Source organism: Actinoplanes subtropicus, assembly GCF_000721705.1.
GTDB classification, from domain to species: Bacteria; Actinomycetota; Actinomycetes; order Mycobacteriales; family Micromonosporaceae; genus Actinoplanes; species Actinoplanes subtropicus.
Genome location: NZ_JOJL01000010.1, coordinates 57,198 through 81,223, shown reverse-complemented (window position 1 = coordinate 81,223; position 24,026 = coordinate 57,198). Strand labels below are relative to the sequence as shown.

At 73.5% G+C, this 24,026-nt stretch carries 18 protein-coding genes; 2 read left to right on the top strand and 16 right to left on the bottom strand.

Features of this window, described 5'->3' with window-relative positions:
* Positions 1-160 precede the first annotated feature (160 nt).
* The 3 genes from IH26_RS0115655 to IH26_RS0115645 form a co-directional block, all read right to left on the bottom strand.
* Positions 161-1,966: a rhamnogalacturonan lyase gene (locus IH26_RS0115655; RefSeq protein ID WP_030436922.1), complete on the bottom strand. Its 1,806-nt coding sequence runs from the start codon at positions 1,964-1,966 to the stop codon at positions 161-163.
* 100 nt (positions 1,967-2,066) lie between these two features.
* The gene (gene helR / locus IH26_RS0115650) at positions 2,067-4,208 is read right to left on the bottom strand and encodes an RNA polymerase recycling motor ATPase HelR (protein WP_030436921.1); all 2,142 of its coding nucleotides are present in this window, start codon (positions 4,206-4,208) and stop codon (positions 2,067-2,069) included.
* A 253-nt stretch (positions 4,209-4,461) separates the two neighbouring features.
* Positions 4,462-4,950 (bottom strand): hypothetical protein, encoded by a 489-nt coding sequence (locus IH26_RS0115645; protein ID WP_030436920.1) that lies wholly within the window; start codon positions 4,948-4,950, stop codon positions 4,462-4,464.
* A gap of 236 nt (positions 4,951-5,186) precedes the next feature.
* On the opposite strand from IH26_RS0115645, the gene IH26_RS0115640 reads away from it, so the two are divergent.
* Positions 5,187-5,750, top strand: coding sequence for a TetR/AcrR family transcriptional regulator (locus tag IH26_RS0115640; protein WP_084598854.1), 564 nt, complete (start codon positions 5,187-5,189; stop codon positions 5,748-5,750).
* 2 nt (positions 5,751-5,752) lie between these two features.
* Here IH26_RS0115640 and IH26_RS0115635 read toward each other — a convergent pair whose 3' ends face one another.
* The 7 genes from IH26_RS0115635 to IH26_RS0115605 form a co-directional block, all read right to left on the bottom strand.
* Positions 5,753-6,673 (bottom strand): cytochrome c oxidase assembly protein, encoded by a 921-nt coding sequence (locus IH26_RS0115635; protein ID WP_157437208.1) that lies wholly within the window; start codon positions 6,671-6,673, stop codon positions 5,753-5,755.
* 22 nt (positions 6,674-6,695) lie between these two features.
* The gene (def, locus tag IH26_RS0115630) at positions 6,696-7,241 is read right to left on the bottom strand and encodes a peptide deformylase (protein WP_030436917.1); all 546 of its coding nucleotides are present in this window, start codon (positions 7,239-7,241) and stop codon (positions 6,696-6,698) included.
* Positions 7,242-7,547: 306 nt separating this feature from the next.
* Positions 7,548-8,345 (bottom strand): indole-3-glycerol phosphate synthase TrpC, encoded by a 798-nt coding sequence (gene trpC / locus IH26_RS0115625; protein ID WP_030436916.1) that lies wholly within the window; start codon positions 8,343-8,345, stop codon positions 7,548-7,550.
* 60 nt (positions 8,346-8,405) lie between these two features.
* Positions 8,406-9,047: an NADPH-dependent F420 reductase gene (locus IH26_RS0115620; RefSeq protein WP_030436915.1), complete on the bottom strand. Its 642-nt coding sequence runs from the start codon at positions 9,045-9,047 to the stop codon at positions 8,406-8,408.
* The gene (locus IH26_RS0115615; RefSeq protein ID WP_030436914.1) at positions 9,044-9,520 is read right to left on the bottom strand and encodes a MarR family winged helix-turn-helix transcriptional regulator; all 477 of its coding nucleotides are present in this window, start codon (positions 9,518-9,520) and stop codon (positions 9,044-9,046) included. The genes IH26_RS0115620 and IH26_RS0115615 overlap by 4 nt, the downstream gene beginning before the upstream one ends.
* A gap of 107 nt (positions 9,521-9,627) precedes the next feature.
* Positions 9,628-10,383 carry an enoyl-CoA hydratase/isomerase family protein gene (locus tag IH26_RS0115610; RefSeq protein ID WP_030436913.1) on the bottom strand — a complete coding sequence of 252 codons (756 nt, stop codon included), beginning with the start codon at positions 10,381-10,383 and terminating at the stop codon, positions 9,628-9,630.
* Positions 10,384-10,425: 42 nt separating this feature from the next.
* A complete protein-coding gene (locus IH26_RS0115605) occupies positions 10,426-11,349 on the bottom strand; it encodes an FAD-dependent oxidoreductase (protein ID WP_030436912.1) in 924 nt (307 codons plus the stop codon).
* Between the two features lie 107 nt (positions 11,350-11,456).
* Here IH26_RS0115605 and IH26_RS0115600 point away from each other — a divergent pair, with 107 nt between their 5' ends.
* Positions 11,457-12,440 carry a LysR family transcriptional regulator gene (locus IH26_RS0115600; protein ID WP_084598852.1) on the top strand — a complete coding sequence of 328 codons (984 nt, stop codon included), beginning with the start codon at positions 11,457-11,459 and terminating at the stop codon, positions 12,438-12,440.
* A 19-nt stretch (positions 12,441-12,459) separates the two neighbouring features.
* On the opposite strand, the gene IH26_RS0115595 is transcribed toward IH26_RS0115600, so the two are convergent.
* From IH26_RS0115595 to IH26_RS0115570, 6 genes are all read right to left on the bottom strand, one after another.
* Positions 12,460-13,731, bottom strand: a complete 1,272-nt coding sequence (locus IH26_RS0115595) for a hypothetical protein (RefSeq protein ID WP_030436910.1) — start codon at positions 13,729-13,731, stop codon at positions 12,460-12,462.
* A gap of 82 nt (positions 13,732-13,813) precedes the next feature.
* Complete coding sequence (locus IH26_RS0115590) at positions 13,814-15,751, bottom strand: hypothetical protein (protein ID WP_030436909.1); 1,938 nt, start codon at positions 15,749-15,751, stop codon at positions 13,814-13,816.
* A complete protein-coding gene (locus IH26_RS0115585; RefSeq protein ID WP_030436908.1) occupies positions 15,748-16,887 on the bottom strand; it encodes a VWA domain-containing protein in 1,140 nt (379 codons plus the stop codon). The genes IH26_RS0115590 and IH26_RS0115585 overlap by 4 nt, the downstream gene beginning before the upstream one ends.
* Positions 16,874-19,405: a DUF5682 family protein gene (locus tag IH26_RS62845; protein WP_034215281.1), complete on the bottom strand. Its 2,532-nt coding sequence runs from the start codon at positions 19,403-19,405 to the stop codon at positions 16,874-16,876. Before IH26_RS62845 ends, IH26_RS0115585 begins: the two co-directional genes overlap by 14 nt.
* A gap of 3 nt (positions 19,406-19,408) precedes the next feature.
* Positions 19,409-20,518, bottom strand: coding sequence for an ATP-binding protein (locus IH26_RS0115575; RefSeq protein WP_051808175.1), 1,110 nt, complete (start codon positions 20,516-20,518; stop codon positions 19,409-19,411).
* A 16-nt stretch (positions 20,519-20,534) separates the two neighbouring features.
* A complete protein-coding gene (locus tag IH26_RS0115570; RefSeq protein WP_084598851.1) occupies positions 20,535-24,020 on the bottom strand; it encodes a DUF4132 domain-containing protein in 3,486 nt (1,161 codons plus the stop codon).
* Positions 24,021-24,026 lie beyond the last annotated feature (6 nt).

Genomic DNA, 24,026 nt, shown 5'->3' with positions numbered 1-24,026 from the left:
ATCATGGAGATCCCGCACGATGGTGCGAGCAGGCCGATCGATGGTGGGGATAACACCACCGCAAAACGTCACCCTCGCCGACGCCGGTTCAACCCGCATCATTGAGGGCCCGCGCCGAGCATGGGCGCAGGCCCTCGACGGCGGGAAAGGGCGAGCTGGGTCAGCCCATCGCGAAGGACGGGTGCGGTGGCTGGTTGTAGGCCGTGTTCTGCCAGGCCACGGCCTCGCGGTACATGCGGTCCTGCATCAGGGACACGTGCGAGATGCTGGTGCTGTCCGTGGTGCTGTAGATGCGCAACTTGGTGTTGTCCGTGGTCGGCCAGATGACCTCCTCGCGCCAGTCACCGAGGATGTCGGCCTGCAGGGACGGGGTCGATTTGGTGCCGTTGTCGGCGTGCACGCCGCTCGCGGTCAGCAGCCGGGTGTCGGCGCTGGTGCCGTACTTGTCGATGTGCGTGCCGTCGAGCAGTTCGCGCTGGGCGTCGCCGTCCCACCAGATCACGAAGTTCGTGCTGGACGGTTTGCGGCCGATGTTCTGACCGGACGTGTTGTAGAGGCCGGAGACCGCGGACGACCACGACTCGGCGCCGGGGCTGCCGGCGTAGATGTCGTCCGAGACGCCGCGGCCGTTGTCGCAGCCGCAGGACGGGTTCGACCAGATGATCTGACCCGTTCGCGCGTCGCCCATCCAGGCGGCGAGGCTGCCGTGGTTCTCGTCGACCTTGAACTCCTCCAGGCCGGGGCGGCTCGGGATCAGGTCGCCGACGTGCATGGCGTCGCCGTGGCCCTGCCCGTTCACCCAGAGGCCGGCGCCGTTGTCGTCGATCGCCATCGCGCCGTAGATGATCTCGTCCTTGCCGTCGTTGTCGACGTCGGCGATGGACAACTGGTGGTCGCCCTGGTCGGTCCACTTCGATCCGTTCGTGGACGAGTCACTGTCGAACGTCCACTTCCGGGTCAGGGCGCCGTTGCGGAAGTCCCAGGCCGTGATCGTGCTGCGCGTGTAGTAGCCGCGCGCCGTGATCAGGCTCGGGTAGGAGCCGTTGAGGTACGCGGTACCGGCCAGGAAACGATCGACCCGGTTCCCGTACGAGTCGCCCCACGCCGAAACGGTCCCGCGCGCGACCACATAGTCGACCGTCGACATCGCCTTGCCGGTCTGGCCGTTGAACATGGTCAGGTACTCCGGACCGGACAGGACGTAACCCGACGAGTTGCGGTAGTCGGCGGTCGAACTGCCGATGACCGCGCCGGTGCCGTCCTTGGTGCCGTCGGCCGTCTTCATGGCGACCTCGGCCTTGCCGTCGCCGTCATAGTCGTACACCTGGAATTGGGTGTAGTGCGCCCCGGCCCGGATGTTCCGGCCGAGGTCGATCCGCCAGAGGCGGGTGCCGTTCAGCTTGTACGCGTCGACGTAGACGTCGCCGGTGTAGCCGGACTGCGAGTTGTCCTTGCTGTTGGACGGGTCCCACTTGAGGACGATCTCGTAGGAGCCGTCGCCGTCCAGGTCGCCGACGGAGGCGTCGTTGGCGGAGTACGTGTAGGCGACGCCGTCGGGGGTGGTGCCGTCGGGCGGGACCTGGATGGGTACGTCCATCGAGCTCGCGGCCAGCGTGGCGGTGGGCGCGACGGCGGCGAGCGTTTTCGATCCGGCCGGGCGCACGGTGTAGGACGCGCCGGCCGGCGCGCCCCGATCGGTGAAGTTCGTGGTGCTCGTGGTGGTGACTTTCGTGGCGCCGCGGTAGACGTCGAACGCGGCGCCGGCCGGATCGGATCGGAGCAGCCGCCAGGAGAGGAAGTTGCCGGCGGTCGTCCGCATGCTGATCAGGCCGCGGTCCAGATTCTCGGTGGTGCTGGTGGCGTCGGGAGCGGTGGCCGCGGGTGTCTCGGCGGCCCGGGCCACGGCGGTGGTGGAGCCGGCGACGACCAGGACCCCGGCGGCGGCCAGGATGCTGACACGTTTCATTGGTGCGTTCCCTACTCGGTGGGCGACAGGCAAGCGCTTTCCCGCAAGCTAGTCCTTCCATCGAGAATTGTCTATGTAGACTCATCCGTCGCCGGAACGATCAGGTCGTGAGGAGGACCAACTGCTGGGTGGCCCGGGTCATGGCCACGTACCGATCGACCGCTCCGAAACGCTCCGGGTCGACGAACACCACCAGGTCGAACTCGAGGCCCTTGGCGAGTTCCGGGGAGAGCGAGCGCACGCGCGGGCGCTCGAGGAACGTCGCATCGCCGATGACGCAGGCGACGCCCTCGCCCTCGGCGTGCTCGGCCAGCCACGCGTCGACGATCGCGGTCAGTTCCGATCGGGAGCCGTGCCGGACCGGGATGCCGTTGCTGCGGATCGAGACCGGGACGTTGGCGTCGGGCAGGACGGCCCGGATGACCGGCTCGGCCTCGGCCATGACCTCGGCGGGGGTGCGGTAGTTGACGGTCAGCGTGGCCACGCCGACCCGGTCGAGTCCGATCCGTTCCAGTCGCTCCCGCCACGACTCGGGGAAGCCGGCGCGGGCCTGGGCACGATCGCCGACGATCGTGAAGCTGCGGGCCGGGCAGCGCTGGAGCAGCATCTGCCACTCGGCGTCGGTCAGTTCCTGCGCCTCGTCGACGACGATGTGCGCGAACGGGCCGGCCAGCCGATCGGGTTCGGCCCGGGTCAGGGTGGTCTCGTCGACCAGGGACGTGCGCATGTCGTCGCCGCGGAGCATCGACCACAGGCCCTCGCCGTCGTCGAAGGCGAGCGAGTCGAGCAGGTCGTCGACGACCCGGTCCATCTCCTTGCGCTGGGACCGCAGTGCGGCGTCGTTGCGGCGCTCGCGGCGGGACGCTTCCGGATCGCCGAGCCGCCGCCGGGCGGCGTCCAGCAGCGGGAGGTCCTCGACCGTCCATGCCCTGGCATCGGCGCGTTGCAGGGCGCGGACCTCGTCGGAGCTCAGCCAGGGCGCGCATCTGCGCAGGTAGGCGGGGACCGACCAGAGGTCCGAGATCAGGTCGGCGGGGTCGAGAAGCGGCCAGGCGCGGTTGAAGGTGGTGGCCAGCTCGCGGTTGCGGGCGAGCTCCGAGCGTACGGAATCGGTGGTCTCCTCGCCTTCGTAGCGATCGATCAGGATCGTCAGGAGTTCCGTCCAGACCTCGTCGCGGGCCTCGTTGTGCGGAGTGCCCGGCCCGGGGGCCTCGAACGCCTCCGCCCAGTCGGCGGCGGTCAGCCGGAGGTCGGCATCGCCGGCGGTCACCGTCATGGCCTTGGTGGGCGGCTCCTCGTAGAAGCGGACGGCGGCTTCGATCGCTGCGACCATCTCCCGGGAGGACTTGAGACGGGCCACCTCGCGATCGGTTTCGATCGTCGCGGCGGCGCCCTCGGCGACCAGGTCCCGCAGCGTGCAGGTCTGGACGTCGTCCTCGCCGAGGCTGGGGAGCACGTCGGAGACGTAGGCGAGGTAGGGCTCGTGCGGGCCGACGAAGAGCAGGCCGCCCTGCCGCTGGCCGAGGCGGGGATCGGAATAGAGCAGATAGGCCGTCCGGTGCAGTGCGACGACCGTCTTGCCGGTGCCGGGGCCGCCGTCGACCACGAGAGCTCCGCCCGATCCCGCTCGGATGATGGCGTCCTGATCGGCCTGGATCGTTCCCAGGACGTCGCGCATCCGGTTCGACCGGCCGGCGCCGAGGCTCGCGATGAACGCGGACTCGTCGTCGAGCGCGACGTTGCTCTCCAGGCCGTCGAGGGTGAAGACCTCGTCCCAGTAGTCGGTGACCCGGCCGCGGGTCCAGCGGTAACGGCGGCGGGCGCGCAGGCCCATCGGGTTGGCGTGGGTGGCGCCGAAGAACGGCTCGGCGGCCGGGGAGCGCCAGTCGACCAGCAGGCGGCGGCCGGCGGTATCGGTCAGGCCGAGGCGTCCGATGTAGACCGGATCGCCGTCGATCGGATCCATCCGGCCGAGGCAGAGGTCGAGGCTGTAGCGGCGCAGGGTACGCAGGCGCGCGGTCAGGCGGCGGACCTCCTGATCGCGGTCGAGGGCGCGGCGGCCGATGCCGCCCGGGGACTTGCGTTCGGCGTCCAGGCGCTCGGTCAGCTCGGCGATCGACTGCTCGATGCTCGCCGCGATCGCCGCGAAGTGCTTCTCGTCGGCGGCGATCTGCGACGGGCCGGCCTTGGCGGCGAGCCGGTCGGGGAGGTCGAAGGTGCTGGTGGACGAATCGGGTCGCACTTGGCGAATCTCCTAATTGCGCAGGTTCCTGGCCTCGAGCGACGATTCTGCGCCCTGACCAGGGTCTTGCCGCAAGCCCGGGGGTGCGATATACGTTAGAAGTGGCGGAGAGCGTTTCTCCGCCTTTTCTGTGTCCGGCGATCGATCGGGCGCGCTTCTGATCGGTTCTTGCCCAGCCTCCGATCGGTTCTTACCTAGCCTCCTAGGATGCTCTGGGCCAGGTGTGGCGGGGCATCGGGCGGGAGATGCGGCGTCAGGCACTGTCCTTGCGGGCCTGGCGGCGGGCGTTGGCAGCGCGGGTGGCGGCTCGGCGCTTTTGCAGATCGGGGGAGTTGGGGCGGCTTGTCGAGCGCTGCGGGGTCAGGCGGGTGACCTTGGCGGGCGGCGGGGCCGGGGTGGACTGCTCGCGTTCCTCGGCCAGGCGTTCGGCGTGCAGGGCGTCGGCGCTCGCCTGGGCGGCTATCGCCAGCAGGCGGCTGACGCCGGCCAGGATGCTCTCGAAGAGTTCCGCCTTGGCGCGGGCCCGGGAGTTGCGTGGGTGGGCCTTGCCCCGGCCGCCGGCGGGTTCGATGCTGGCGGCGGCCTGGCGGCGGTACTGCTTGACGTATTTGTCGCGGTGGCGGCGCACTCGGGTGTGCAGGGCGAGCAACTCGTCCTCGTCCAGGCCGATCAGGCGGTCGAGTTGCGCCTCCCGCACTATCGCCAGTTCCGCTTCGCCCAGCGTGCCCAGCAGCGCGTCCATCCCGGTTCTCCCTCGCACGGAAGAACCCAGTCTGGTGCGGCTCGGGCGGGGCGCGCCTCCTTCGTTCCGGGTGAAACCGGCCGGCCCGCCCCTCTCGCCGGGCGAGTATCTCGGCCAGCGAGTATCTCGGCGAGCGAGTATCTCGCTCACTTAGTATCTCGGCGAGCGAGTATCTCGCTCGGCTGGTATCTCGCTCAGCGTACGGACGGGCCACGCACGCCATCCGGGTGCCGGCCATGGGTAGGGTGCGGGGCATGCCGCCCAAGCGCCGAGACGCCGCCCGTAACCGGGAACGGCTCCTGTCCGCGGCCCGGCGCGTCTTCGCCGAGCAGGGCCACGACGTGCCGCTCGAGGAGGTGGCCAGGGCGGCCGAGATGAGCCGCACCACGATCTACCGCAACTTCGCCACCCGCGAGGAGCTGGCGGCCGAGGTGCACGAGGACAACGTCGCCCGGATCGAACGGCGGGCGGCCGAACTGGCCGGGCGGGACGACGGGGTGGTGGAGCTGTTCGACTTCGTGCTCGCGATGCAGGCGGAGCACCGCTCGCTGACCCGGATCCTGTCGGCGGCGGACATCGAATGGTTCGCCGGGCTGGCGGAGCGGACGCGAGCCGCGTTCGAACCGTTGGTGGAGCGGGCGAAAACGATCGGAATCGTGCACGCGGGCGTCGGCGTGGACGACGTGATGCTGGCGTTCTCGATGGCGGGCGGGGCGTTCGCCGATCACGCGCTGTCCGGGCGGTCGGCGGTCGACGACCGGCTGCGCGGAATGCTCCACCGGGCGCTTTTCAAGAGCTGAGGTCAGTCCTTGGGCTGTTCGCCGAATGTCGACGCCCGATCGCCGAACACCGAGGCGTCCGTCTCCCACCAGGGCCGCTCCCAGACCGCCTCGGCGCTCGCCGGCCCGGCTGTCGAGTCCTGGCGGGCGGCTTGGCGGGCGATGGCCTGGCGGGCGTCGAGAGCCTCGTCGGCCTCCCGGGCGTCGCGCGCGTCCGATCGCACCCACTGGACCAGCAGCAGCACCAGGAACGGCAGATCGATCACCTCGCCCAGCCCCCACAGCAGGTCGCCGCCGATCTGCTGGTCGCGCAGCGGCCGCGGGGTGAGGAAGTAGCCGGCCGCCAGCACGTGGGTGTCCAGCCGCACGATGATGCCGGGCAGCGCGTCGGCGAGCAGCTCGATAAAAGCGACAAGCAGGGCCAGCGCGTACGGGATCCTGCTCTCGAGGTTTTGCGACTCCCACAGCGGAACCAGCACGATGATGCCCGCGACCAGCAGGACGAGCCGCAGGAGGGCGAGCACGGCCGGGTGGGCCAGGCTTTCCGGCAGCACCGCGGTGAAGAACACGCCGAACGGCAGCACGGCCAGCATGAGCGGGCCGACGATCGGTTGGGAGAACAGCCGGGTCACCGGGTTCGCCAGGGCGCGGCGCAATCGATCGGCACCGCTCGGCGGAAGGGCGCCGAGGGCCAGTTGCAGGGGGTGGCCGAGCGCCATCAGGAACGGGACGATCAACAACAAAGCCATGACTTCGACGGCGTACGCCGGGAAACGAGCCGGCGCGATCGCGGAGACCGCGACCAAGGAACCCACGCCGAGCAGCAGGAAGGCCACGGTGTCGCGCCACGGCCAGCGGCGCACCCGGCGGACGCCCCACAGGTAGAGCGCCGCCGCGGCCGCCGCGACGGCGAACCCGACCAGGTCCGGCAAAACTGAGCTCACCCGGTCGATTGTGCTCCTGCGCTCAGTGCGGGCTGACGCGGACCTCCGGCGCGGGCAGGCCCTCGAACCAGGAGGCCTCCCGGATCGTGTCCAGCAGGCGCCGGCGGCCGGCCTCGTCCTGGCGGTCGATGAACAGGATGCCGTCGAGGTGATCGGTCTCGTGCTGGATGCAGCGCGACAGCAGGCCCTCGCCGACCACCTGCACCGGGTCGCCGTGCTCGGTGAAGCCCTTGGCCACCACGTTGAGCCGGCGACGGGTGTCCAGGTAGATGCCGGGGATCGACAGGCAGCCCTCGAAGCCGTCCTGGGTGTCCTCGTCCGGGAAGGTGAGCACGGGGTTGACCAGGTGGTCCAGCTTCAGGTCGTTGCCCGGCAGCTCCGGTGCGATCGCGAAGACCCGCAGGCCCACGCCGATCTGCGGGGCGGCCAGGCCGGCGCCGCGGGAGGCGGCGAGCGTCTCGTTCAGGTCCTTGACGAGGCGGCGCAGCTCGGCGTCGAAATCGGTCACCTCGGCGGCGGCCTTGCGCAGCACCGGGTCGCCGACTTTCCGGATGTCCAGCACGGTCATGCCCACCAACCTAGCCGGGGCGTCCACGTGACCGGTGACACCCTCGCGCCGGCCGTCAGTGCCCGACCGTAACGCCGGCCGGGGAGTCGCCGGCGTTCCGCTTGCTTTGACAACGTTGTCATAGTCCTCGCGAGCGGCCCGGAAATCAAGACTTGAAATATAGGGTGATGTGGCAGAAACTGCGGTGCCGGCCGCTCTCACCGCGGCCGGTACCGAGGCTCGCCGTGCCACCCCCTCCGGTCCGGCGAGCGTCGAGCGTGCCCGGCCTCGGGATCCGCCAATCCGGGGGTCGGGCACGCCCACCGGTCACGCCGGAGGATCGCTCCCACGGCCGGCCGCGACGAGAGCGGCGGCGGCGTCGCGGGGGCTTTCCTTGGTGACCAGTCCCTCGCCGACCAGCACCGCGTCGGCGCCGGAAGCGGCGTAGCGAATCAGATCGTCCGGGCCGCGCACGCCGGACTCCGCCACCTTCAGCGCGCGATCGGGCAGGAGCGGCGCCAGTCGCTCGAAGACCGACCGGTCGACCTCGAGCGTGCGCAGGTTGCGGGCGTTCACCCCGATCACTTTCGCGCCGGCGTCGACCGCGCGGCCGGCCTCGGCCTCGTCGTGCACCTCGACCAGCGCGGTCATGCCCAGCTCGTCCTCGAGCAGGGCGCGCAGGTGGCTCAGCGTGGGCTGGTCGAGAGCGGCGACGATCAGCAGCGCGACGTCGGCGCCGAACGCGCGGGCCTCGTAGGCCTGGTACTCGCCGTACAGGAAATCCTTGCGCAGCACCGGAATCCGGACCGCCTCCCGGACCGCCGCGAGGTCGCGCAGCGACCCGCCGAACCGGCGCTCCTCGGTGAGCACACTGATCCAGCTCGCCCCGCCGTCCTCGTAGCCGGCGGCGAGCGCGGCCGGATCGGCGATCGGCGCCAGCTCGCCCTTCGACGGCGACCGACGCTTCACCTCGGCGATCACCGAGACGCCGGGGCGGTCCAGGGCGGCGTACGCGTCGAGGGCGGGCGGCGCGGCCGCGGCCCGCGCGCGCATCTCGCCGAGGCTCGTCGACGCCTCCCGCTTGGCGACGTCCTCGCGTACCCCGGCCATGATCTGATCCAGCACATTGCTCACGCACCCAACCTAGGCGGCCGGGCGCGCGCGCACGCGCGGAGGTGCCCGGGGTCACCCACTGATCGCGGGCGACCCCAGCTCGTCGAGGAACTCGGAGCGGGTGAGCAGGGCGCCGAAGACCGGCTGCCCGGGCTCGAAACCGCGACCGGCGGCGAGCGAACCGAAGCGGACCGGATCGAAGCCGAACGCGTCGATCAGGTCGGCGACCGTGTCGACGGCGGCCGGGTCGTCGCCCGCCACGCCGAGCGCCAACCGGCCGGCCGCGCCCGCGGGCCGCCGCCGTACGTCCATGTCGTGGTAGCCGATGTGGTTGAGCGTCTTCACGACCGTGGCGCCGGCCAGCCGCTCGCCGACCACCGCGCTGCTGCCGCGATCGGTGTTCTCGAACAGCGCGAGCACGCCGTCGTTGGGCGGCCAGTAGTTCATGATGTCGACGACCAGTTTGCCCGCGAACGGCGCGGGGTCGAGCTCGAGGAAGGCGTGCATCGGCAGGGCGAGCACCACGACGTCCGCCTCCCGGACGGCGTCGCCGGCCCAGCGCGCCTCCGCGCCCGGCGCGAGCACCTGGGCGATCAGCGCGATCCGGTCCGGGTCGCCGGACGTCGCGATCGACACCCGGTGACCGCCCTCGACGGCCATCCGGGCGACGATCGGGCCGGTGTGACCCGCGCCCAGCACGGCGATGTGGCTCATCGGGTGGCCTCCAGGTGGGTGGTGAGGGCGCGCAGGATGTCGTCGAGGGCGTCGAACTGGGCGGGGCTGAGCGCGTCGCCGAAGTGCCGCTTGATGGCCCGGGCGTGCGGGGCGGTCGCGTTGCGGAAGATGCGGGCGCCGTCCTCGGTCAGCACGACCTCGGCGCCGCGGCTGTCGGTCGCGCACTCGACCCGCTCGATCAGGCCACGCTTCTCCATCCGGCCGACGTGATGGGAGAGGCGGCTGCGTTCCCAATCGATCGCGTCGGCCAGCTCGGACGAGCGCAACCGGCGGCCGGCCGCCTCGGCGAGGGCGAGCAGGACCGCGTAGTCGCCGGGGGAGAGGCCGGAGTCGGCGGCCAGTTGGGCGGCCAGCCGGCGGCGCAGCTCGGCGGTGGTGTCGAACAGCGAGCGCCAGACGGCCAGCTCCGCGGAGGTCAGCCGGCGGCGTTCGACGGCGGCGGTGTTCTTCATGCGTCACCCCAGATGATTGACGCGTCAATCGTGCGCCGGACACGGATGACGCGTCAACTACTTGGGCTGTGACGTCGGCTACCGGCGGCTGCCCATGCGCGGGAAAGTCAGCGAGCGCGTTCCGGGCCGCCGAGCGACGCCATGTACCGCGGGATCCGGCCGTCTTCGATCGCGGCCAGCCACAGGTCCAGGATCTGCGGGTCGAAGACCGGCCGCCGCCGGGCCAGCCGCTCGTGCACGCCCGCTTGGAGCTGCTCCTTGGTCAGCCGGTACGCGTCCGGCGAGGCGGGCGGCCGGGCCCGGGCGACGGCGGTGTCGACCAGCAGGTCCGGCGCCGTGAGCTCGTCGACGTAACCGGCCGCGAGCGCCTCCGCCGGGTCGAGCTTGTGCCCGGTCAGCGCGGCGCGACGGGCGCCCGGCTCGCCGAACCCGTACCCGAGGATCTCCAGCGCGGTGGGCGGGAACGCCATCCCGACCAGCATGCCGGTGACGCCGATCGTGCCCCGGCCGGTCGCCATGACCCGGTGGTCGCAGGCCGCGGCGAGGATCGCCCCGCCCGCGACCGCATGCCCGTTGATCGCGGCGACGGTCGGCTTCCCGAGGCCGAAGACGGCGAGGAACGCCCGATCGAGAGCGGGCAGAAACGCTCGTACGTAGTCGGCACCGCCCTCGGCCACGCGCCACAGGTCGACCCCGGCGGAGAAGTTCGGCCCGGCGCCGGTAAGCACCACCGAGTCCGCGGTGATCCCGTGGAAGACGTCGGTGATCTCCTCCAGGAGTTCCAGGTCGAGCGCGTTGACCTTGCCGTTCGCGAGCCGCACCACGGCGACCCCGTCAACCTGATCGATCTGAACCCTCGCCATGCCGCCGATCTTCGCACGCCGCCGTCCGGTGCTCGGTGGTGATCAGTCGAGGGCGAGCCGGGTCACTTCGTCGGCGCAGCCCCAGGACAGGGTCATGCCGGCGCCGCCATGGCCGTAGGTGTGCACGATCCGCCGGCCCGCCGGGGTCTCCTCCCGCTCGACGCGCGGGCCGCCGTGCCGGACCGGGCGCAGGCCGATCCGATCGGCCAGGACCTTCGCGCCGGCCAGCCGCGGGACCAGCCGCGTGCAGCGCTCGACGATCGCGGCGGCCTCGGCCTGGTCGGGGCCGGTGTCCGCGCGGCCCACGTCGAACGAGCCGCCGAGCACCACATCCGTGGCGCGCGGATGCACGTAGGTGACGCCGGCCGGGTCGTCCTCGTCCCGCAACGACTCGTCCAGGCCGGGGTTCCGGACGATCACGATGTGGCCGCGCGCCGGCTGGACCGCCGGATCGCCGCACAGCCGCCCGGCCGCCAGCCCGGTCGCGTTGACCACCACCTCCGCCGGCACGTCACCGAGGTTGCGGACGGTGCGCCGCTCGACGTGTTCGACCTGGTCGCGCAGCCACCGCAGGTAGCTGCCCATCTCGGCGACCGGGGCCGGAAAGACGAGTTCGTTCGCGTACGGGCCGGTGCCGTCCCGCAGGTCGACCTGACCGACGGCGGGCGCCCACCAGGGCAGTTCGGTGACGCGGCGGCGGAGCAGGTTGCGGGTCCGGCGCAGCAGTGTGCCCGGGACGCCGGCGTCGACCTGCCGCCGGAACTCCGCGTACGTGTCGGCCGCCCACCGCAGCACCCGGGGTTCGCCGTCGGTGTGGGTCGGGTACCAGACCGCCGCCGCGACGCTGGAAACCGTTTGCTCGGGCTCGTCCGCCGTCCACACCGTCACGCCGGCGCCGCGCTCCTGCAGCCGGATGGCCGCGGTCAGCCCGATCACCCCGCCGCCCACCACAATCACATCGGTCATGCCATCGATCGTGCGGGTGCGCGGTCGCCGCTTTCCAATTCCGTTTGCCGCACCAGCCATAAGGAACGGTTATCCCTCGCCCGCCCGTGGCTGCATATCCTCCGGACATGGCTTCGTCGGAAACCGCATCGCCGGGCGCGCGCCCCGCCGGCGCCGGCCGCTCGGAAACGGGCGAGGAGCGCCTCGCCGGGGCCGATTTTGAGCGATGGCGATCGTTTCAGGCGCTGGCCGAGGAGTTGCACTTCACCCGCGCCGCCGCCCGGCTGCATCTCACCCAACCGGCGCTCAGCCAGCACATCCGCGCGCTCGAACGCCAGCTGGGCGCCGAACTGGTCGTCCGGCACGCCCGCGGCTGCACGCTGACCCCGATCGGCGAACGGGTCTTCGAGGAGGCCACCCGCCTGCTGGCCGACGCCGACGCGGCCGCCGCGCGGATCCGGGCCGCCGTGCGCGGCCGGGAGGGCCGGCTGCGCCTCGCCTACACCCGATCGGCGCGCGGCGGCCGGGTCGATGCGCTGGTGGCCCGCTTCCGCCGGGAACACCCGCAGGTGGAGGTGGTGCCCGAGACCGGCTGGACCGCGCCCAACGTGGCCGGCTTGCTGGCCGGCCGCTTCGATGCCGCGTTCGTCCGCCCGCCGCTCGACGAGCCGGCCCTCGTCTGCCGCCACCTGGACAGCGAGGAGCTGCTGCTGGCCGTCCCGGAGAACCACCCGCTAGCGGCCCGCCGCCGGATCTCCCGCCCCGACATCGTGGGCCTGCCGGCGGTGATGTGGCCGCGCGAGAACGGCCCGGGCATGTTCGACCGGACCATCGCCCAGGTCTGGCCGGCCGGCGGCTTCCATCTGGTGCGGCACGAGCCCGACGACGAACAGCTCCTGCGCGCCGTCGCCGAGGGCACGGTGATCGCCGCGGTGCCGGCCGGCCGCGCCCGCGCGCTCAAGGTCCCCGGCGTCCGGCTGCGCCGCTTCACCGAGCCGGTGCCCACGGTCGAGATCGCGCTGGCCTATCCCGCCGACGCCACCAACCCGGCCGTCCACCACCTGGCCGCCCTCGTGGACACCCCGCCCGCAAACAGCCGCCCGACCCACTGAGCGAGTCGAAGCGGTCCCTTCAGCCGGCCGGCTGACGCACCTCGCCATCGGGCACCGGCCGGTCCGCTCCCTCGAGGACCGCCGGCACCGACTCGCCACTCCCCGCGGCGGGCACCGTGGCCGCGTCCGACGGCTCGAACAACGGGCGATCGCCGTTGGTCATCCCCGCCCCGTCCGGCGGCGACGTGGCCCCATCGCCGTCCCCGGTTCCCGCCGTGTCCGGTACGGCCGGCGCCGGACGGTTGAGCGGCGCCACCTGCGCCGTCTGCCCCTGCGGATCCTTGCTGGGCAACTGATTGAGCAGTTGCTGCGCCCGATCGTCCGCCACCCGCGTGACCAACTGCTGCGCGATCCCGAACACCAGCGCGTACGCCAGTATCTGCCGCTGACTGTCCAGATTGGTCAGCCCCGGCACGAACCCGCCGGCCAGCAACAGCATCCCGATGATCGCGGTCAGCGCCCCCGACGGCCCCTTGAGGATCGCCAGCGCCGTGGCCACCGAGTACGGCGTCGAGGTCCCCCGCAGATTCCGGATCGCCACCAGCGCACCCAGCGCCCCGCCGATCGCACCCAGCCCCGCCACGATCAGGATGTCCCCGGCCTCGGGCTGCTGCTGCGGCAGATCCCCGCTCGGGCACACGCTGAACAGCTGCTGCGCCGACTGCGTGGTGGTCGCCGCGGTGGTCACCCCCGGCTTGAAGCACAGCGGGATCGCCTCCGGGAAGACCGCCACGAAGAACACCAGCAACCCGGTCAGCGCCGCCATGGTGAGCGCGGTGAGCAGGATGATGTTGCGGAAGTCCCGCAGCCGTACGTACTGCTCGTCGGACGCGTCGTAGGCGACCTCCATCGCCTGCTTCAGCACCGCCCGGCGGGCCGGCCCCTGCACCGTCCGCAGCTGCGCCTCCGCCTCCACCCGGCGCGGGTCGTTGCGGTCCAGCGCCATCGCCAGCCGGGTGGTCACGTCCGGCACCAGGGCCTCGAGTTCCACCGGCGGAAGCAGGTCGACCAGGAAGATCTTGGCAGCGTGCAGGTGGAGGAAGGCCCGCTCCACCGACGACCCCCGCCACCGGTCACGCCAGCCGCGCCATCGGTGTTTGCCGGTGGCGCGGCAGGCGTCCCACGCCTGCTCGAGGTGCCGGGTCACGGCCGCCTTGGACGCGGCCTCGGCGCGGTTCAGCCCGCGGGCCGTGACCGCGTCGAGCCGGTTGCCGATCCGTTCCACCTCGACGGACGCCTGCACCGCCCACTGCTCGGGCCACGGCGGTGCGGAGCTCGGTGGCTGGCTCATCGCTACCTCCCGAAGGGATATCGATCAGCTCATCGACCTTCGCGGGCAGGGTCTATCCGCCGCCCGACCGGCCACGTGTCGGTTACCAGCGTTCGGCGGCCACGCTCACCCGCAGGTACGCGTCGGCCCAGGCCGCCACGGCCTCCTCCCCGGGATCCGGACCGAGCAACCCGGCCAGCGTCGTGGTCGCCGCGCCGGCCCGGCGCAGGCCGACCCGGGTCAGCGCGGCGGCGGCCTGGCGCAGCCGCTGCGGCATGGTGGGCGGTGTGTGCAGCAACCCGCGGTGCGCGACCTCGGCCAGCAGCGACAACGCCTCCTCGAGCGCGTGCCCCAGCGGGTCCGAGGTGGGCTCCGGCCGGTCGCCCGGGTCGGCGCGGTCCCCGGCCGGGGTGAGGTCGGGCACCAGCACGCCGTCGCCCACCGCGAAGCCGATCGGCTCGACGATGACGCCGCCCCCGCCGCGCCGCACGCTGCCGGCCACATACCGCACGTCGCCGGCGAGCGCGGCGGCCACCCCGTCCAGCCGCCCGGGCGCGCAGGCCGCGTGCGTGGCGGTGACGATCGCCGTGGTGCCGCTCCGGTCGGCGATCACCGCGTCGAGCCGCTGGGCGCCCGGCGCGTAGCTCACCGAGATCACCTCGGCGATCGGGACGACCCGCACCAGCTCGGCCTCGACCCGGGCGCGCACCGGCCGCGGCGGCAGCGCGTCCAGCTCAGCGGCGAGCGCGGTCAGGTCGTCGGCGATCAGCGCCCGCGGCAGCTCCTCCCACGCGCCGCGCGAGGTCATCGCCTCGGTCCGGCTGAGCCGCCGGGTGCCGAGCCGCACGGTGCGGCTGGCGCTGCGCGCCGCCGATTCGGTGATCACTGCCCCGCCCGCGAGCGCCGCGATGCGCACTCCCGCGACGCGACGTTCGCCCAGCGCCGGACCAACTTCCCCGGTTGCGTACGCCCGGCGGAGCACCAGAACGGCCGCGCTCTCGGCGTGCGCGAGAAACACGTCGACCACCCGCTCCTCGCCCACCGCCGTCACCCGGGCGCCCAGTCCGTCGAGCCGCGCCCGCCGCAGCGGAGTCGCCGAGGCCTCGTCCGTCCCGAGCACCCGCGACACCAGGCTCGCCCCGCCCCGGGTCACCGACCGATGCCGCGCGAACAGCTCCGCCACATGCTCGGCCAGCGCCTCCGGCCGATACCGGGCGCTCCGCTCCCGATACGCCACCAACTGGCCGGCCAGGTCGTCCACCGCGAGCAACGGCCACCGCATCCGCGCCGACTCGAGCTCCCGCCGTACGGCAGCGACCTCGGCCTCGATCCCCCCGCCGAGATGCACCGCGCCCTCCCGCAGCACCAGCCCGGCCAGTGCGACCGCCCCCTCCAGGCCCGGCCGCGCGCCCTCGCCCGGCCCTGGCGCGCCTCCGCCCACCTGCACCTGGACGTCGGCCTCGCCCGGCGCCTCCGCGTCCGCGACCCGGACCGCCCACACCGCCAGGGCGACCACGTCGTCCCGCGTCCCGCCGACCGCGTCGGTCTGCGCGAACTCGAGTTTCCCCGGCACGAGGAACCGCACGGTGGCCGTCGGCAGCTCGACGGTCGGCACCGGATCTCCCGGCCGCCCCCGATGCACCCGAGCCACGTATCCCGCTCGCTCCACCCGCCGGGCCGCGGCCATCATCCGCTCGCCGATCCGCCCCGCCAGCTCATCGTCGGTGACGTCGCCGGGTGACCACTCCGGGGCTTCCCCCGCCGGAGCCTCGGCCTCGACCCAGCCTCGGTAGGCAAGGACCAACCCGACGATGTGCCGGCAGATACCCGGCGCGCCGCAGCCGCATTTGCCCGACTCCAGCGCCCCCGGCGGCAGCGTCGTGCTGGTCCCGTCGGCGGTGGTGGCGTGGACCGTGCCGTCCGGCTCCTCCGACAGCGCCGGCGCCTCCCGCTCGACCTCGCGCGTCGCCCGCTTGACCAGCCCCCGGTTGGTCAGCTCGGCGAGGGTCTCCGGCGTCAGCGCCAGCAGGTCGCCCCTCATCGGGCCACCTGCTCGGCGACGAACTCGGCCAGCTGCCCCGGCGTCATCGCGCCCACCGCGGCGCCCGCGTTGGCCAGCCGCTGCCCGGTCTCCCGGTCGTAGGAAGGGTTCGCGCCCTCGTCCAGCGCCGCCAGGCAGAGCACCTTCGACCCCTGCTCGACCAGTTCGCGAACCGTCCGGATCAGCGGCTCCGGCGACCCGCCCTCGAAGAAGTCGCTGATCACCGCGACGATCGCCCGCCGCGGCCGCTCGATCAGGCCGGCCGCGTACCGTACCGCCCGCTGGATGTCGGTGCCGCCGCCCAGCTGCACCTTCATCAGCAGCTCGACCGGGTCGTCGACGTCGCTGGTCAGGTCCACCACCTCGGTGTCGAAGGCGATCAGGTGGGTACGAACGCCCGGCAGCCCCCACAAGCAGGCGGCGGTCACCGCCGAGTGGATGACCGAGTCGACCATCGATCCGGACTGGTCGACGAGCAGGATCACCTGCCATTGGTCGACGTGCCGGCGCGTACGGGAGAAGAAGTGCGGGGTTTCGATGTAGAGCCGCCGCTCGTCCGGCCGGTAGTGCCCGAGGTTGGCCCGCAGCGTCCGGGTCACGTCGAAATCCCGGGCCTGCTTCCACCGGCTGGGCCGGCGCGCCCGGGCGCCGCTGAACGCGGCCCGCACCTCGGTGGCCATCTTCGCCATCAGGTCCCGGACCACCGCCTCGACAATCCGCCGGGCCAGCCGCAGTACCTCCGGGTTCATCAGGTACTTGGTCTGCAGCACCGCGCGCAGCAACCCCGGGTTCGGCTCGACGCTCGCCAGCACCTCCGGGTCGGTGACGAGGTCGGTGATCTCGTAGCGCTCGACGGCGTCGCGCTGCAGCCGCTCGACGGTCTCCTTCGGGAACAGCCGGTTGATGTCGGTGAGCCAGTCCACCGTGGTCAGCGCGGACGGCCCACTGCCGCCGGCCCGCCCGCCGCCGGCCCGCCCGCCGCCGCGGCGCACGTCCCGCCGCTCGTTCTCGCCGTCCCGGCCGTAGAGCCAGTCGAGCGCGGCGTCCCGCCGCCGCGACTCCTCGCTCAGCTCACCGGCCGCGGCCGCCGGCTCGCCCAGCACGAGACGCCACCGTTCCAGGTCAGGATCGGTCATGCCCGGCCCCCAACAGTGCCTCCCGCCGCAGCACGGCCTCCACGAGGTCGTCCAGCGCCATCCCGGCCGCGACGACCTCGGGATCGTCCGCGCTCCGCAACAGCCGCCGGCCGCCGCCGCCCCTGCCGCGCCGGGCCAGCACCTGATCGGCGATGGCCTCGCGTTCCCGGGGCGGGAAGTACTCGAAGGCCTGCCGCAGCGCGGGCAGCGCGACCAGGAAGTCCTCGGCCGACAGCCCCGACATGAGCTCGTCGAGCAGCCCGACCACCCGCCCGTCGTGCAGCACCTCCTCCCGCGCCAGCGCGAACAGCCCCGCCAGCCAGTCTCCGGCGCCGCGCGGCTGAAACGCCCCGCGCACCGCCCGCACCGGATCCAGCCCGTCGTCCGCCCCGGCCGCCGCCCCGATCACGTCGGCGGCATCCGGACCGGCGGGATCCGGGCCGGCGGGATCCGGGCCGGCGGAATCGGGAATGGGTGATGTCGGGCGAGCGGGTGAGAGGGCCCAGCGAAACCCGAACGCCGCACCCCGCAGGTCGGGCGGCGCCTGTACGTCGGCGGCGACCCGGCCGGCCACCTCCAGCGCCGCCGAGGGGTCGAGGCCGAGCCGATCGCCCGCGTGCCGGAGGGCGTCGCGGCAGGCGGCCAGCGCGGCGATCCGGGCCGGTTCGGCCGGGGCCGTCCCGCCGTGCACTCCCTCGGCCAGCCACAGGATCCGGCGGACCGCGGCGGCGATCACCGCGCCGAGGGTGCCGCTGTGCGCGGTGCCCAGCACCCGGTCGTGCCGCCACATGGTGAGCACCACCGCGAGCATCTTGCCGAGCGTGCCCAGCTCGCCCGCGGCGCCGACGGTGGCCTCGATGTCGGCGAGGGTGCGCCCGGAGACGTCGGCCGAGCCGGCGAGCGCCGCGTCGAACAGCACGCCGGCCAGCACATCGACGTCGCGCCCGGCGAGGGCCGCCCGTTCGGCGAGCACGGCCGCGCACGCGTCGGCGAGCGTCGCCCCGTACGCCCCCGCCTCGATCACCGCGGACAGCCGGTCGTTGCTCGGCCGCAGCGTCCAGCGCTCGCGCAGCACCGGTTCCAGCCCGGTGGCCGGCCCGGACTCGCGCACGAACCCCGGCACGCCCAGCACCCGCACCCGGTGCAGCGTGCGGCTGCGCTCCCGGTCGGAGTCCCGGGCCAGATCGAGGTCGAGGTCGTCGATCCCGTCCAGCCCCGAGCGGGCCAGCTCGGCGTCGAGGTCGTGCACCAGGGGCGGCGCGGGCGTGGCGGGGTGCAGCCGCCCGACGCGACTCCCGCTGAGCGCCGCGACCATCTCGACCACGACCGGATGGCTGCCGGCCCCGAGCATCCCCCGCGAAGACCACGGCAGCGGTACGTCGAGAGCCTCGCTCACCAGCGCCGAAGCCAGCCCGTCCAGCACGTCGGTGCGGCCCGCCACGGGGTGCCCGCGGACGATCGCCAACCCGTCGGCCGTGGCCCGCGCCGCGATCAGGTCGGCCGTCGACACCGGCTGCTTCCGCTCCCGCAGCCGCTCGGCCACCGCCTCGACGAGCCGCCGCCCCGCGCTCTCGGCCCCCGATTCCCAGAGCTCCTGGTAGTACCCGGGCGACGGCATCCCCGACTGGTACCCGTCGAACGAGTCCAGCCGCCGGAACGAGTACGGCACCAGAAAGCTCCCACCGACCGCCCCGTCCGGCATCCCCGGCACCGCCGGCCACCCCCGGTCCGCCTCGGCAGGGCGGGGCTCGCCGCCGGCCCACGATGCCCCGCCGCGGTCCGGCGCGGCCCGGTCCGGCGCGGCGCCGTCTGATGCGGTTCGGCCCGGCGCCGCGTCGTCCGGAGCGGCCCGCTCCGATGCCGTGCGGTCGGATGCGGCGCGGGCGTGGGCAGCCACCAGGGCGGGCCGGTGAAAGCCGCCCGTGACCACCACGACCGGGCGATCCCCAGCTGCCGCCGCGGCCGCCTCGACCCAGGTCGACATGTACGCCTCCCGGGCCGTGTCCGAGTCGCTCGCCCGGGACTCCCCGCGGATCAGGTCGAAGTAGGCGTCGAGACGCTCCGCCAGCCCCTCCTCGGGGGCGATCTCGAACAGGTGGTCCCACAGCGCGTCCACGTTGTCCACGTCGAAGCTCCGGCACAACCGGGCGATCACCTCGGCGTACCGGAGCTCGGCGTCCGCGTACCGGTTGGCGCGATCCTCGAAGGCCGGGTGCCACGCCGGCAGGTCGATGAAACGCAGCCGCGCGCCGGCCGCCTCGCCCGCGGTCAGCGCCGCCCACTCGGGGGAGTAGTCGCACAGCGGCGACCAGGACGCGTGCCGGCGGGCGTCGTCGCGGTAGCTGCTGAAGACGGCGATCGGCAGCTCGTGGCCGAGCAGCAGCTCGCCGATCCGCGGGTTGAAGTCGGCGGGGCCCTCGATCAGGACGTACGCCGGCCGCAGCCGCGCGATCGTGCCGCCCACCAGCCGGGCGCAGGCGGGGCTGTGGTGGCGGACGCCGAGGAAGGTGACCGGCATGGCTCAGCCCGGCAGCAGGTGGCGGGCGTCGTGCAGGGCCTTCCACTGGTCGCCCTTGCGCCAGGTGACCTGCTGGGACAGGTATCGGCGCAGCTTGGCCAGGTCTTCCGGGCTGTCCTTGGCGGCGGTGCCGGCCAGGCAGGCGACCAGGTCCTCGGTCGTGCCCGGCTCGCCACGCAGGAACCAGCCGCGCAGGCCGATCGCGTGCGCCACCGAGACGGCCTCGGCGGTGGACATGACCGCCGACAGCCGCTCCATCGAGTCGCCGCGGGCCGTCTCGCCGGTGCGCAGCTCGCGGAACGTGGTGACCAGCACCTCGAGGACGTCCCGGCGGGGCTCGGCGGTGACCCCGGAGCGGCGCAGCAGCTTCGCGGCCTCGTCGGCGACCAGGGTCAGCTCGGTGCCGAAGTCGGCGATCGGGAAGACCGTCTCGAAGTTGAAGCGGCGCTTGAGGGCCGAGCTCATGTCGTTGACACCCCGGTCGCGGGTGTTGGCGGTGGCGATGATGTTGAAGCCGTCCCGGGCGAACACCATCGATTCCGGGCCGGTCAGCTCGGGGATCGCGAGCACCCGGTCGGAGAGCGGCGAGAGCAGGCAGTCCTGCACTTCGAGGGGGCAGCGGGTGATCTCCTCGAACCGGACCGTGCGGCCCTCGGCCATGCCGCGCAGCAGCGGCGCCGGCACCAGCGAGCGGGTGGATGGGCCCTCGGCGACCAGCAGCGCGTAGTTCCACGAGTAGCGGATCGCGTCCTCCGTGGTGGCCGCGCCGCCCTGGATGGTCAGCGTGGAGGCGCCGCTGACCGCCGCCGCGAGCAGCTCGGACAGCAGCGACTTGGCGGTGCCGGGCTCGCCGACCAGCATCAGCCCGCGGCTGGTGGCCAGGGTGATCAGCGCGCGGTCGATGAGCGACGGGTCGCCGACGAACTTGCGGGTCACGGCCAGCTTCGGGTCGCCGATGACGAACCGGCGGGCGGCCTGCACGCTCAGCTGCCAGCCCGGTGGCCGCGCGGCGGTGTCGGCGGCGCGCAGCCGGGCCAGTTCGTCGGCGAAGCGGACCTCCGCGGGCGGGCGCTGCACCGCGTCGGCGGGGTCGGTGACCTCGAGGACAGTCATCAGTATCTCCAGCGAATCAGGCGATGACGTCGGTCAGGTCGCGGATGATCTCCGACACGGCGACGGGATCCAGGCGGCTCAGCGGCAGCCGCGAGTCGCCGGCGCGGCCCCAGCCGGTGCCGTGCCCGTTGTGCAGGAAGACGCCGACGAGCTTCTGTTCCGGGAACTCGGCGGGCATGCCGACCACGATGCCCGGGTCGAGTGACACCGCCATCTGCAGTTTCGGCCCGAGGACCAGCTCGAAATGCCCCTGCACCCCGGCGTCCTGCGGCTGCTCGCGCCGCCAGCCGCGCCGTTCCAGGCCGAGCAGCTTCGTGGTCGGCACGGCTCGGCCCTCGAACCGGGGCAGTGAGCTCGCCGCCGCCTCCTCCGGCGTGAGCGCGAACGTCGACCGGTTCAGCTGTGGGAACGGCTGCACGATCTCGTAGTCGGCGAACAGCTCGGACCACGCCGCCAGCGCCTCGGCCAGGTGCAGCGGGTGCGCCACCCCGACGATCGCGTCGTCGGCGAGCGTCGTCTCCTCGTCGTCCACCGTGGAGCAGCTGCGGTCCTCGGCGACCCGGATCGCCCCGATCGGCGACCCCTCCGCGTCGTACACGCCCCAGACCAGGCGGCGGACGATGTGCCACAACAGCGGATGGCCGACGAACAGCTGCCGGAACTCGGCGCCGGACCAGCGCCGGCCGGTCACCATGGCTCGCTCGAGCCGGCGGATCACATCGGCGGCGACCGTGCGCACGTCCTTCTTCAGGGCCGCGAATTCCTGGTACGCCGCCGGGGCCAGCTCGGCGTCGTCGCGGGCGCCCGGCTTGGGCAGGGCCTTGAGGCGCTTGCCGTCGGCGTCGGCCACGAACGGGCGCAGCTGCTCGTCGAAGCCGACCAGGAACTGCCGCGTGCCGTAGTCCAGGCGCAGGCTGCCGTCCGCCGACAGGCCGAAGCCGGGCACGAGCCGGTCGGCCAGCTGCTCCGCGTCGAGACCCAGCCCGGCCGCGACCTCGTCCATCTTCTGCTGGGCGGCCGTCTTGAGCCCCTTGAACCTGGCCCGCTGCGCAATGCCGTGCAGGTGCATCAGCGCCACGTCGGTGCCGATCGCCGCGAGCACGCCGACGCCGGTGACCGCCCGCGCGTGGCCGCCCTCGCCCGGCCAGGCCAGGATCAGCGGGGTGAGCCGGCGGACCGTCTCGTCGTCGCCGAGCAGGCCGAGCGCGTCGAGCACCCAGCTCTCCTTCGAGTCGGCGCCGGCCGCCTGCCACCGCTGGAACAGCTGCCAGGCGAACTCGGCCAGCGATTCCGGAACACCAACTTCCTTCACAGCCGACAAGCCTGCGTACGGATCGTCCAGGCGGGACAGCGCCAGCACCGTGACGACATGGGCCACCGCCTCGGCCGGCAGGGCGCCCACGCCGCCGCGCAACGCGATCGGCGGCAGCAGCGCGGGGACCGCCCACGCCGGGTTGGCCGGGATCCGGGCCGGCAGCACCATCAGCGGGTCGGTCGACAACAGGGTCTCGATCGCCGCCTCGGCATCGATCCCGTACGACCGGGCGGCCTCCCGAACAGCGGCGGTGTGCCCGTTGGTGTGCAGGGCGAGCAGCGCCCGCTCGGCCGCGCGGCGGGGCGCGCCGGCCTTGTCGAGCGCGGGCGGCACCAGCGCGCGGGCGGCCTCGGCCGGGTGCCGCAGCAGCCAGGCCAGCGCGGCGCGGCGGACGGACTTGAGCCGGGCCAGCCAGTCGGCCATGTGCACCGCGATCGCCGGTGCCGCGTACGGCAGGAGCGCCCCGGCGATCTCGGCCGGCGCCTGCGCGGCACCCTTGAGCAGGGCCGGCAGCGCGTCGAGCTCGAACCGGGCGGCGACCACCCGCATCCACGGCCCGGCGTCGTAGGAATCGCGGAAATCCAGCTTGCCGAGCAGCGGCCGGGCCACCGCCTCGGGGGCCTCGCCGAAGAACGGCAGTACCTCGTACCAGCGGGCGCGGCCGGTGGCGAGTCGCAGGGCCACCCCGGGCCAGTCCTTGTCGGGCTGCCAATTCAGCGCCTCGGTCTCCCGCCACGCCGCCCGCTCGCCCGGCAGCCAGCCCATCGTGGGCCCGTCGGCACAGGTCAGGCCGGGAACGACCACCGGCTTGGCGGCCTTGCCCCGGCGCAGCCACGGCGGCTCCGCGAGCAGCGGCGGCACCGCCTCGGCCGGGGCGAAGGCGATCGCGGCGGCGGACGCGGCGATCGCGTCGACCCGGGCCGCCGCCTCGGCGCTGAGCCGGGGCCGGACCCGGCCGACCAGGCCCGGGTGGGCGGCCAGGTGGCCGCGCAGCAGGTCGGCGATCGCCGGCTTGCGGCCGGCCTCGGCGAGCAGGCGCAGCGCCCGGGCCGGGAACCGCTCGGCCGCCTCCAGCAGCGCGGGCGTCACGTACTTGGTGTCGACCCGGTCGATCAGGCCGGTCATCACCTCGTCGCCGGGCAGCGCGGCGACCGCGGAGAGCAGGCGTTTCTGGCCCTCGGCGCCGCGGTCCTCGTCGAACCAGGTGAACAGGTGCGGCGCGCAGGCCGCGCCGGCGCCGTCGAGCAGCGTCACGAGCAGCGGGAACGAATGCACCAGCGGCCAGCCGCTGACCACCGGCGCCAGGGCGGCCAGCTGCTCGCCGGTGCCCGCCGCGGCGAGCAGGGCGGTGGCCAGGTAGTGGTCGCCGGCGGCGACCGCGTCGGCGACATCCCGCTCGACCCAGTCGGCGCGGCCGGGGGCGAGCACCGAGGCCGCGACCCGGGCATACGACGACCCGGCCCGGTAGCGGTCGAGCAGGGCCAGGGCGGCGGCATAGTCCTCGTCGGAGGCGGCGGCGAGCGCCTGCCGGGCCCGGAGGAGGATGACCAGCTGGATGTCGGCCTGCCAGCCGTGGCGGGAGTCGCCGGGGCCCATCGGGCGCAGACAGTAGGAGTGCCGGCCCCGGGGGCCGCGCGGGCCGTCCTCGGCGACGCGCATGGCCATCGTCTCGACGGCGGCCTCGACGGCGAACAGCAGGCCGCGCTCGGCGATCCAGAGGTCGGCGAAGGCGGCCATCCTGGCTACGTCGCTCCACTTGCCCAGGCCGGCGGCGACGGCCACGGCGGCCGCGCCGACCGGGGGAGCGGCGGGATCGCCGTCGCGCCAGGCGAAGCCGGCGAGCCGGACCTCCCGGTCGGTGCCGGCCGCCTCCAGAACGACCTTGACCTGGTTGGGGACCCGTTTGATCTCCTCGTCGACGACCGCGCGGGCCTTCGGGTCGGGGGTGAACGTCACCGTCCCGGAGCTGCCGCGGCGCGCATAGCGATACCGCTGCCAGGCCGCGGGAAGGACGAACTCGTCCTCATCGGCGGGGGCCCCGGGATCGGCCAGGCAGGGGGCAGCGGTCGCGGCAGAGAGGGTGCGGGCCGGGGAAGCCGGCGTCAGCGCGGAGGCGGAGACGGCCGCCACTGCGGTGGTGGAAGGCTCCTCCTCGTACGATGTGAGGCTTTTGCTCTTGATCCGCACTGACCC

What these genes read in the sequence shown, in the direction of transcription:
- IH26_RS0115655 (WP_030436922.1), bottom strand. Translation starts at nt 1,966, where the DNA reads ATGAAACGTGTCAGCATCCTGGCCGCCGCCGGGGTCCTGGTCGTCGCC.
- IH26_RS0115645 (WP_030436920.1), bottom strand. Translation starts at nt 4,950, where the DNA reads ATGGACGCGCTGCTGGGCACGCTGGGCGAAGCGGAACTGGCGATAGTG.
- IH26_RS0115640 (WP_084598854.1), top strand. Translation starts at nt 5,187, where the DNA reads ATGGGTAGGGTGCGGGGCATGCCGCCCAAGCGCCGAGACGCCGCCCGT.
- def (WP_030436917.1), bottom strand. Translation starts at nt 7,241, where the DNA reads ATGACCGTGCTGGACATCCGGAAAGTCGGCGACCCGGTGCTGCGCAAG.
- IH26_RS0115620 (WP_030436915.1), bottom strand. Translation starts at nt 9,047, where the DNA reads ATGAGCCACATCGCCGTGCTGGGCGCGGGTCACACCGGCCCGATCGTC.
- IH26_RS0115615 (WP_030436914.1), bottom strand. Translation starts at nt 9,520, where the DNA reads ATGAAGAACACCGCCGCCGTCGAACGCCGCCGGCTGACCTCCGCGGAG.
- IH26_RS0115610 (WP_030436913.1), bottom strand. Translation starts at nt 10,383, where the DNA reads ATGGCGAGGGTTCAGATCGATCAGGTTGACGGGGTCGCCGTGGTGCGG.
- IH26_RS0115605 (WP_030436912.1), bottom strand. Translation starts at nt 11,349, where the DNA reads ATGACCGATGTGATTGTGGTGGGCGGCGGGGTGATCGGGCTGACCGCG.
- IH26_RS0115600 (WP_084598852.1), top strand. Translation starts at nt 11,457, where the DNA reads ATGGCTTCGTCGGAAACCGCATCGCCGGGCGCGCGCCCCGCCGGCGCC.
- IH26_RS0115595 (WP_030436910.1), bottom strand. Translation starts at nt 13,731, where the DNA reads ATGAGCCAGCCACCGAGCTCCGCACCGCCGTGGCCCGAGCAGTGGGCG.
- IH26_RS0115590 (WP_030436909.1), bottom strand. Translation starts at nt 15,751, where the DNA reads ATGAGGGGCGACCTGCTGGCGCTGACGCCGGAGACCCTCGCCGAGCTG.
- IH26_RS0115585 (WP_030436908.1), bottom strand. Translation starts at nt 16,887, where the DNA reads ATGACCGATCCTGACCTGGAACGGTGGCGTCTCGTGCTGGGCGAGCCG.
- IH26_RS62845 (WP_034215281.1), bottom strand. Translation starts at nt 19,405, where the DNA reads ATGCCGGTCACCTTCCTCGGCGTCCGCCACCACAGCCCCGCCTGCGCC.
- IH26_RS0115575 (WP_051808175.1), bottom strand. Translation starts at nt 20,518, where the DNA reads ATGACTGTCCTCGAGGTCACCGACCCCGCCGACGCGGTGCAGCGCCCG.